This is a genomic window from Streptomyces sp. NPDC056480, from assembly GCF_042795405.1.
Taxonomy (GTDB): Bacteria; Actinomycetota; Actinomycetes; order Streptomycetales; family Streptomycetaceae; genus Streptomyces.
This window is the reverse complement of sequence record NZ_JBHTSA010000196.1, coordinates 1-9,053: the sequence shown is the minus strand read 5'-3', so window position 1 is coordinate 9,053 and position 9,053 is coordinate 1. Positions and strand designations below refer to the sequence as shown.

6 protein-coding genes are annotated in these 9,053 nt (G+C 65.7%); 3 read left to right on the top strand and 3 right to left on the bottom strand.

The genetic code is table 11. From position 1 onward, the window contains the following. Together ACFQ79_RS39190 and ACFQ79_RS39185 are read left to right on the top strand one after the other, a co-directional pair. The coding region (locus tag ACFQ79_RS39190; protein WP_383592813.1) for a transposase at positions 1-675 on the top strand (675 nt) is incomplete at its 5' end. 1,741 nt (positions 676-2,416) lie between these two features. After that, positions 2,417-4,615 carry an isocitrate/isopropylmalate family dehydrogenase gene (locus ACFQ79_RS39185; protein ID WP_383592810.1) on the top strand — a complete coding sequence of 733 codons (2,199 nt, stop codon included), beginning with the start codon at positions 2,417-2,419 and terminating at the stop codon, positions 4,613-4,615. A 719-nt stretch (positions 4,616-5,334) separates the two neighbouring features. Here ACFQ79_RS39185 and ACFQ79_RS39180 read toward each other — a convergent pair. After that, entirely contained in the window at positions 5,335-5,541 is a 207-nt protein-coding gene (locus ACFQ79_RS39180; RefSeq protein WP_383592807.1) for a hypothetical protein, read from the bottom strand. A gap of 78 nt (positions 5,542-5,619) precedes the next feature. On the opposite strand from ACFQ79_RS39180, the gene ACFQ79_RS39175 reads away from it, so the two are divergent. Next, on the top strand, positions 5,620-6,102 hold the full coding sequence (locus tag ACFQ79_RS39175) for a transposase (protein WP_383592804.1): 483 nt from the start codon (positions 5,620-5,622) through the stop codon (positions 6,100-6,102). Positions 6,103-6,445: 343 nt separating this feature from the next. Here the strand turns inward: ACFQ79_RS39175 and ACFQ79_RS39170 are convergent, their stop codons facing one another. Together ACFQ79_RS39170 and ACFQ79_RS39165 are read right to left on the bottom strand one after the other, a co-directional pair. After that, positions 6,446-7,195 (bottom strand): SDR family oxidoreductase, encoded by a 750-nt coding sequence (locus ACFQ79_RS39170; protein ID WP_383592801.1) that lies wholly within the window; start codon positions 7,193-7,195, stop codon positions 6,446-6,448. Between the two features lie 108 nt (positions 7,196-7,303). Continuing rightward, the gene (locus tag ACFQ79_RS39165; RefSeq protein ID WP_383592798.1) at positions 7,304-8,095 is read right to left on the bottom strand and encodes a hypothetical protein; all 792 of its coding nucleotides are present in this window, start codon (positions 8,093-8,095) and stop codon (positions 7,304-7,306) included. Positions 8,096-9,053: the final 958 nt, after the last annotated feature.

The following is a 9,053-nucleotide window of genomic DNA, read 5'->3' as shown; positions in this document are numbered from 1 at the left end:
GTGCCACGGCAGGTGTTGGCTGAACTTTCCTGCTTTCGGGTGGGGTTGTACGAGGCGATGACCCGCCGCGCGGATGCCTTGTTCGAGCTGGTGGAAGCGGTGTTGTGCGCGGAGGGCCCGGTGGTGGTGTCGTTGCCGGGGCTGTCACTTCAGACGGTGCACCGGCGGGGACATGGCGCAATGTACGACGCACTGGCCGACAGCCGGATCGACGTGTCCCGGCTGCGGGTCGCTCTGGCCGGCCTGACGCTGCCGCGTGGGTCTGGCCGGCAGATGTCGATCGCGCTGGATGTGACGCCGTGGCCGCGTCCGGACGCGGAGTGCTCACCGGGCCGGCTGCACTGTCACCGGCCGTGCCGGTGTGACGGGCGGCGTCAGACGATTCCGGGGTGGCCGTACCAGGTAGCGGCCGCCCTCGGCGGTGGCCCGACGCCGTGGACCGGGCTGCTGGACGCGGTCCGTCTCGGCCCCGACGACGACCCCACCGAGGTCACCGCCACCCAGATCCGGGACCTGCTGAGGCGCCTGTGTGAGGCCGGGCAGCGGTGCGAGGGCGACCCCCAGGTACTGTTCGTGCTCGACTCCGGCTACGACATCGTGCGCCTGTCCTGGCTGCTGCGCGAGGAACCGGTACGGCTGCTCGGACGGATCCGCGCCGACCGGGTCAGGCACTGAGAAGAACCTGCGCCGCACGCGTGTGGCATCTCCGGCCCCCACCCACCCGCACTCCCCCGCTGAGTGGGTTCCGCTCTGTGGGCCTGCCCGGGGCATCCACCGAACAGGGGTGTTCGCTTCGCCCCTTGACCAGACGATTCGTCCAGGTGCGCCCAGGGGCCCTGGTGGCGTACGAGGTACCGCGCCTCCACTCGATGGAGGCTACCCAAGCCCAGTGCGCACGATGGTGTCCACTTCCACTCGGTCGAGCACACCACGATGCCGGAGCACGCGGCAGTTCCGCACCGTGCACCACTCCTACCCACGGTGACGGTGCATGGTGCACCGGGAGGGAGAGTCCTCCCCTCCGCCACCGTGCGCCAGGCGCGGTGCAACCCCCGTGGGGCCCGGTAGCGGACGTGGACAAAGGCAACGTCGAAGAACTCGCGGCTGGACAAGGGGGGGGTGATTCCCACCCGATGGACTGGGTGGGAATCCGGCGGCACACCTGGTCGCGTGCGCATCGAGCGCACCACATCCGATGCGCCCTCGCCCTCCGTGCGTGCACCGGGTGGAGCGGGCGGGACTGGAGTCCACTCTCGTGTGCACCGTGCGGCACAGCGGTGCGCTGGGCGGGAGCGCACCGCACGCCGGTGCGCGCATCGGCACGCCGCGAAGCCCCTGCGCGCACCGGAGAATGGACTGCAGTGAGCGGGAGCGGCGCCGGATGGGCGGCGGCTTCGGCGACGGGCAGAACGCCGCGCGCAGCCGGGCCGCGACGAGGAGCTGCATCAGGAGCTCCAAGTCTTCCGGGGAGAGGCGCGGACCGGCTGAGCCACAAGGACCTCCGTACGTCGGGGGCCTATTCCCGCATCCTCGCCTCGCTGCGGCGTCTGCGGGCCGTGGACGCCGATCGCGTCTCGGCCGGTGCGCCGTCGAATTCGCGCGGCATCCCGCCGGGAGGAACCGATGCCACTTCCAACTGCGGGCCTCAGCGCCTGGGCGTCGCCCCCTGCCTTGATCGGGTCCAGGGTCCTGGTGCTTGCCGAAGGGAGCGGGGGCGCTTGCGGGGGCTCTCGGATCGGGCTGCGTCCGCTCGAAGAGCCGGCGCAGGACGTCGTCCTCCAGGATTGACTTCGCGAGCCGGGCAAGGACCTTCTCTGCTTCGCGAGACGACGAGCCGACGTCCTCTTCGCCATGCTCCGGGACGGCACCTTCTACGAACCCCAAACCGCCCCATCAACTTGACCAACCCATAGGGGCCCCACGAACCACGAGACAGTCACCGAGACGAACGGGCCAGCATCAGCCCGCCGACTACCTCCCGAAATGCCAGAAAAGCTGCTCCCCGACGCGCAGAGAAGCGGGGATCTGGAGATTGGGGGCGGCCCGGTACTCCGCCCAGAGCATGTGGGCACCGGGCCTCACCCGCGCACGCCGGACCGGCACGGGCTGGAGCCGACCCTAGCGAGGGCCGGATCAGCAACGCCATCACTCTTGTGCGAGGTGAGTGTTAATTACTCAAGTATGCCTCTGGGTTACACCTGGAGAGTCCAGTCCCAGGGGCCGGAGGTTCCGCGCCACCGACAGTGAGGCTCCGGCATGAGCTGCCCAGCAACGCTGCGTACCGCACTGTTGAACGGCGTGTCCGCACGCGAGCTGTGCCCGGTGCCGGAATGCACCCGCAGCACGACAACGCGCGCTTCGGGCAGAGCGCGATCCAGGAGTTCCTCGCAGAGCTCGATCACTTTGAGGACGTGGCGTGACATCGGTCAAGAAGGTCGCAGTACTGCCGGGCGACGGCATCGGGCCTGAGGTCGTGGACGCGGTGCTGCCCGTGCTGGACCTGCTCCAGGTGCCGGTCGAGCTGACGTACGGCGACATCGGATGGGAGTACTGGCGGCGCGAAGGCAACCCGGTACCGGAACGGACCTGGGAGCTGCTCGACACCGTCGACACGTGCCTCCTGGCCGCGATCACCAGCAAGCCGCCTCGCGAGGCCGAGGCCGAGCTCGCCGGCAGCCTGCAGGGGCAGGGCATCCGGTATGTGTCCCCCGTGGTCCAGCTGCGACAGCGGCTCGGGCTGTTCGCCAATGTCCGCCCGGTGGAGAACCTGCAAGGACATGGCCGCCCGTATCGCTTCGCGGTGATCCGGGAGAACACCGAGGGCATGTACACCGGTTTCGACGACACGGGTGACGTGGTTCCGGCCGCACTGCGTTCTATGGTCGGGGGACACGCGAACGTCGTCGCCGATACCGGACAGGACCTCGGGGTCTCGCTCCGGCTCGTCACCCGCCTGGGACTGGAACGCCTCCTGCGTTTCTCCTTCGCCTACGCCCGAGCCCACGGCCATTCTCTGCTGACCTGGGCTGACAAGCCCAACGTCCTGCGGAGCAGCAGCGCGCTCGTCCGGGAGGTCCTCGAAGAGGTGGCCACCGAGTACCCGGGCATCGGAGTGGAGGTACGGAATGCCGACGCCGTGGCGATGTGGATGGTCAAACGGCCGGAGCGCTTCGGCGTCATCGTCGCCGAGAACATGTTCGGCGACGTGCTCTCCGGCCTCGGCGCGGGCGTCATCGGCGGCCTCGGCCTGGCACCCAGCGGCAATTACGGACAGCACGGCAGCTATTTCGAGCCGGTCCACGGCAGTGCCCCGCACCTGGCAGGCGCGGACCGTGCCAACCCCTCCGCCATGCTGCTCGCCGTCGGGATGATGTTGGAACACCTCGGGTTCGGCGATGCGGCTCTGGAGATCCCTAAGGCTGTACGTTCCGTACTGGCCCGCGGTGAGTCACTGACGTACGACCTCGGTGGTGGTGCCGGGACCAAGCAGTCAGCCCATGCGCTCCTGGCCGCCTGCGGCCCGGGTTCCGCGCGGCAGCCAACCGCTGCGGTCCTCACCGTGGGCGACGAGCTGCTCAGCGGAGCAGTGGAGGACACCAACACCGCCCAGGCAGCACGACTACTGACCGGGCACGGCTTCCGCGTCCGGGCGACCGCCACCACCGGTGACCCGCTACCCGGCATCACCCGGACCGTAAGAGGGCTGCTCGGCCACGACCTGCTCGTCGTCATCGGTGGTCTCGGCCCCACTTCGGACGACCGGACCCGCGAAGGTGTCGCCCAGGCCCTCGGTGTCCCTCTGGAGTACCATGCGGAGGCGTGGACGGCTGTGCAGCACCGGTTGAAGCGGTTCGGGCTCGCGGTCCACCAGGACAACGAGCGCCAGGCGTTCTTCCCCGCGGGCAGCGAGCCGCTTCCCAACTCGAACGGGACCGCCTGGGGATCGTCCACCACAGCGGACGGCACCCGAGTCGTGATGCTTCCCGGGCCGCCCCGCGAGTGCATGCCCATGCTCGAGGAGCTTCTCGACCGCATCGCCCCGGCGAGTAAACCGGCCGACCACCCGCACTGGCGGACCCTCGGGCTCATCGAGGCCGACGCGGCTGCCCTCATCGACCAGGCGGTCCAGGCCGAAGGGCTCACGTTGACGCCCTCCTATCTCTGGGCCTATCCATACGTGGACATCGCCCTCCCGGTCGCAGTGGGTGAACATCGCGGCCTCGAAGCGCGGATCGACCGGCTGCTCGACGGCCACGTCGTCAGTCGTCGCCGGCTGACCGCGGCCGAGGAGCTGCGGATGCACCCGGTAAAGCCGGTGATCAGCCTCGACGACCGGCTCACCGACGGGCTGGCAGCCGAACGGCTGCCAAGCGCAGCTGACGCCGGTATCGCAGTGCGGGCCTGGAGCGATGAGCCGCTGACCGTCACGGACGGCCAGGCGTGGGACGGCACGGTGACCATGCACTGCGAGGTCCGCATCAACGGCTTCACCCGTACATACGCCCTGACCACCCCGAAGCGTGGCCCCGAAGTGGTCGACATGGCAACGGACTTCGTGGCCTGGTCCGTGCTGCGTGCCTGCGCCGGAGCAGGAGACGCCCGTTCCGACCGCTGACCGCACAGCGCCTGATGCGCCACTCGACGAAGAGATGCTGACCCGCCTGGAGCACTTGACACCGCCGCGCTCTCCGACGCGCTGGACAGCATGGCCCTGGGCAGAGTGCTTCCAGGTATCGCCGCGCGTATCCCTGGAGCCGTCTGCGTCCGCCCCGCCTGCACCTTCCGGTACCGGCCTGCTCGCGGAGGCGGCGGGGTTCCGCAATGTGGCGAACTACATCAACGATGTGCCCGCCGGATCTGCCATCGTGTCCGACAACGGCGGCATCCTGGATGCACCACCTGGGGCGGGCTGCTGGCCGCTGTGGCCATCGGCAAGGGCATCGTCCACGGCTCCGTCGCGGGACATCCTGGAAGTCAGGTAGCCGACTGCCTACTGTTCACCACCGGCATCACCATGGCCAGCGGGAAGAACTGAGTCCAGCTCGACCGAGTGCAGGTCACCCTCGGCATCGCGGGCACGGTGGTAGAGCCGGGCGACATCATCGTCGCGGACGACAACAGCGCCCTGCGCATTCCACGGCCGTACCCTGTCCAAGGTCCTCGACCGGGCGGAACAGGTCAACCAGACCGAGGCACACATCGGCTAGAGACCGGGCGGTCCGACGCCCGCCCGGATGCGGCACGCGCCGCCCACGGGTACGCCGAGCCGTGGGCAAAGCCGGGGGCATTCGACATCGCCTTCGGCCGACGCCACACCAACAACCGCATCTGACCTCAGAAACCAAACCGGTTACACCCTTTGCTGGACAGGAACGCCGGAAGCGCTGCGCTGATCACCTCGGAGACAGGAAAATTGTCTTGGGTGTTCCGGTCAGCCGATGGGTCTGCGATGCCGGTGAGCTCGTTGGACAGGATGGCAATGGGGATCGACCAGGAGACCACGGTTTGCTGCCACGGCAGCACTGGTGCTGCCCGGAGCACGCGTGTCAGATTCCGCTTCTTCCCTGATCCCTCCGGGACACCCGCCCGGCACGACCGCTGCGTGGGAGGGAGTACGGCATGGCCCGGCAGGACGTGAAGGTCGAGGTCATCCATCTACGCTCCGCGGGCGTGGACCTGGGCAAGCGGTTCCTGCTCGCCTGCACCCGCGTCCCCAGCCCGAAGAAGCCCGGCAGCTGGAGTTTGGAAACCGAACGGTTCGGCACCACCCAGTCGGAGATCCGGCGGCTGTTGGCCTGGCTGGTGGATGCCCGAGTCGAGGTGGTCGTCATGGAGGCCGCTTCGGACTACTGGCGGAGCGTCTACTACATGCTCCAGCCGCACCTCAATCTGATGCTCGTCAGCCCTGCCCACCTCAAGGGAATCCGCGGCCGCAAGACCGACCCGAGCGACGCTGCATTCCTCGCCCGGGCAGGAGCGTCCGGGATGGCGATGGGATCCTTCGTCCCGGACCGGGAGATCCGCGAACTGCGAGACCTGACCCGCCGCCGAACCGAGATCGTCCGCGCCGCCGGCCAGGAAGCCCAGCGGCTGGCGACCTGATCTTTCAGCACGACGAGGTGGAGCTCGCCGACGCCCGGGCTGGCATCACTGACGCCGACCGAGTCGTGGTGGCACGGTTCCTGAACAGAGAACTCGATCTTCGATAAACGCGTTCACCCGCGGCCTGGACCGAGACGAAGCCGCCGTGAACGCCGCGCTCACGATTCCGTAAAGCAACGGTTCCACCGAGGAGTCAGCACCAAGATCAAACGGATCGCACACCAGATACACGGACGAGTAGCTTCACCCTTCTCCACCACCTCATCCCCCTCGGATAGCAGCACACTCCGTTACCACCAATGCGAGACAGAGCCGGAATCTTTACAGGCCCGATTCTAGATTTTCAGACTAGGACCATTCCACCGTCAACTGGGATAATCTGCCCGGTAATGTAGTCAGAGTCCGATCCGGCCAGGAAAATTGCTACAGGGCCAATATCTGCAGGTAGGGCTGCACGGCCTAACAGGATGTCAGAGTGCAGTCTGCTGAATTTCAGCTCAGGCCTACCCATAGCTTCAACAGCCTTATCAATTCCTTCCCATATAGGAGTATCCACTAGGCCAGGCGCGAACCCATTCACTGTAATGCCGTGTTGTGCAAATGCGCGGGCGCCAGATTGGGTCAACGAGATGACTGCGGCTTTCGATGCACAGTAGGGTGCTATTACACCTACGCCCTGCCTTCCCACGCTGGATGCAGTATTGACAATCTTCCCAGGCGCACCCTGTTCAATGAACCGCCTAGCCGCTTCCTGCATACCGACAACCACCCCCCAGCAGTTGACATCATGAATAAAGTCCCAGTTCTCTTTGTCAATTGAGAGAAATTCTCGCGGGTCGTTCACTCCAGCATTATTGAACCAAGCATCAAGGTTGCCGTACGAAGTGACAGCAAAATCAATCACAGCCTTCACCTGTTCACGGTCCGTGACATCGGCAGCGACAGATTTTGCGACTCCGCCATTCTCAATGATGGTCATTGCTACTTCAGCAGCCTGATCCGCAAGGAGGTCCACAATCACCAGGTGGGCACCCTCGGCGGCCATTGCTTGAGAAATTCCTGCGCCGATTCCCCGAGCCGCTCCGGTCACCACGACGCAACGTCCATTCAAACGATTCGTCATCGCAGACCCTTCCTACTTCTGCCGTCGGACTGCATGTTTGCCAAACCCGTCACAGAGAGTGCGGTTCTCGAAGTCAGATCAAGCATGCTTGACCGGGCTACCGATTGCATAAGTGATGGAATCGAGAGCCCCAACCTGGATGTATCCGATCTCCCATGAGTAGTTATCTGAATGCAATCCTGCGGTCATCTGCCTGAGCTCCCGAGGAGTATAGGTACGCAGATTTGATACAAAAGCGTCCCAGGCGAGGATGACGGGAATGATAGGGATCACGTATGTCACGATGGTTTCCAGCACGCGCACCGGGCGCGCATGCCACCTTGCAGACCAGGCGACAAGCGGTGCGGCGAGAGTCGCTCCAAGCGTCGCTGAAAGATTTCTGCGGGTACACTCGAACACGCAGATGGGGTCGTTCTTTTCGTACGCATCCTTCAGAATGGCAGTTGCCTCGTCCGGCTCGAAGTGATGAAAACTGGTAAACATCGTGCGGATGCCCTCAAGGCGATCTGGGACATCGGTGGCATCAACCGGTACGGTGTCGTAACGAACCCGACCATCCGTGATCTTTTCCCGAGCCATGCTGAATGCCTCATGATTAGGATACTTGTCGGTGAAGTGCAAGATGAATGGTCCGTATTCCTTCTCAAGGTGATCCTTGAGGTTCAGCCAGGGGCCGGTTCCGCCGGAGCACAGATCGACAACGGTCGTGGTACCCGTCCGCCGCATCAGATCAGCCAGGATTGGGACTACCGGCCGATAAACGTCCCACCTCAGCACCACACCGTCGCGCAAAACGTCCGTAGCAAGGTCCCGTATCCTCCGAGGCAGCCACGGAAGATCCTGAAACTCGAACAAGTGCAGGCGCTTCATCGTGTGCCCTTTCGCGTGAAGTCCATTTCTTGTCATTCTTCCCTCGAAAGGCCGTCTCTACTTTCTCGCCCCGTATGCAGCGGTGCCCGGGGCTCGGCCCGATCGGAGAAGGCGCCGGTCCCAGCGCGGGGTCCGCCGTCGGTGACAGGGGCCGGTACCAGGCTCGAACCGTCCGCGGCGGCGTTGCAGGGGTGACCTGTGACCAGCCCAGAAACCACCAGCAGCACGTGATAGACCCCCTTCAGCCCCACGCCTCCGACACCGGAAAAACCGCATGGCGCGCCGCAGCCGGAACGAGCGACTCGTGCTCCAGAGACAGACGGAACACACAACCCCCTGCCGGCAGGATGCGCGGCATGAAACGCCGCCGCCCGAGATCGTGGTCATCGCCATCAGGATCACTACCTGTCCGGGGAAGGGGCCGGATTGCCTTTCTGACGCTTCCAGCACACTCCCGCGCAGCGCAAAGCCCCTGAGCAAGCAATACTCAGCCCGGCGGGAAGCAGGCGTAACGGAGATAACGGACCAAACTGTCAGCGTTCCGTGTCAGGCATCCCGAGGCAGGGGAGGTAGCACGGTGTGGCAGGCCCGGAAGGCCGGACAGCACGGCTGTCCGGCCTCAAACCTCACAGACTCGCCTGTCGCAGCTGACCGTCCGGCCCGGGCAGCGGCGGGGCGTGGTATCGGCAGCCGCCTGCTGGCCCAGTGTTTCCACCACGCCCCACAGCAACGGTGCTGACTACCTCACCGCCGCCACTGGCAACACCGCCGTCCGCCTCCTAGACCCGGTGGGACATCTGCTGCATTCTGTCCGCCGCCGTGTGGTTGCCCGCCAGCCATGCTCGCCAGATGGCAGACGGCTCTCGCAACGGTCTTCGTGCGGCGTAGCCTGACCACAGAACGCAGCCACCGGCTCGGCCCGGCACATTATCACCGCAGCCGAAGTGCGGTGATAATG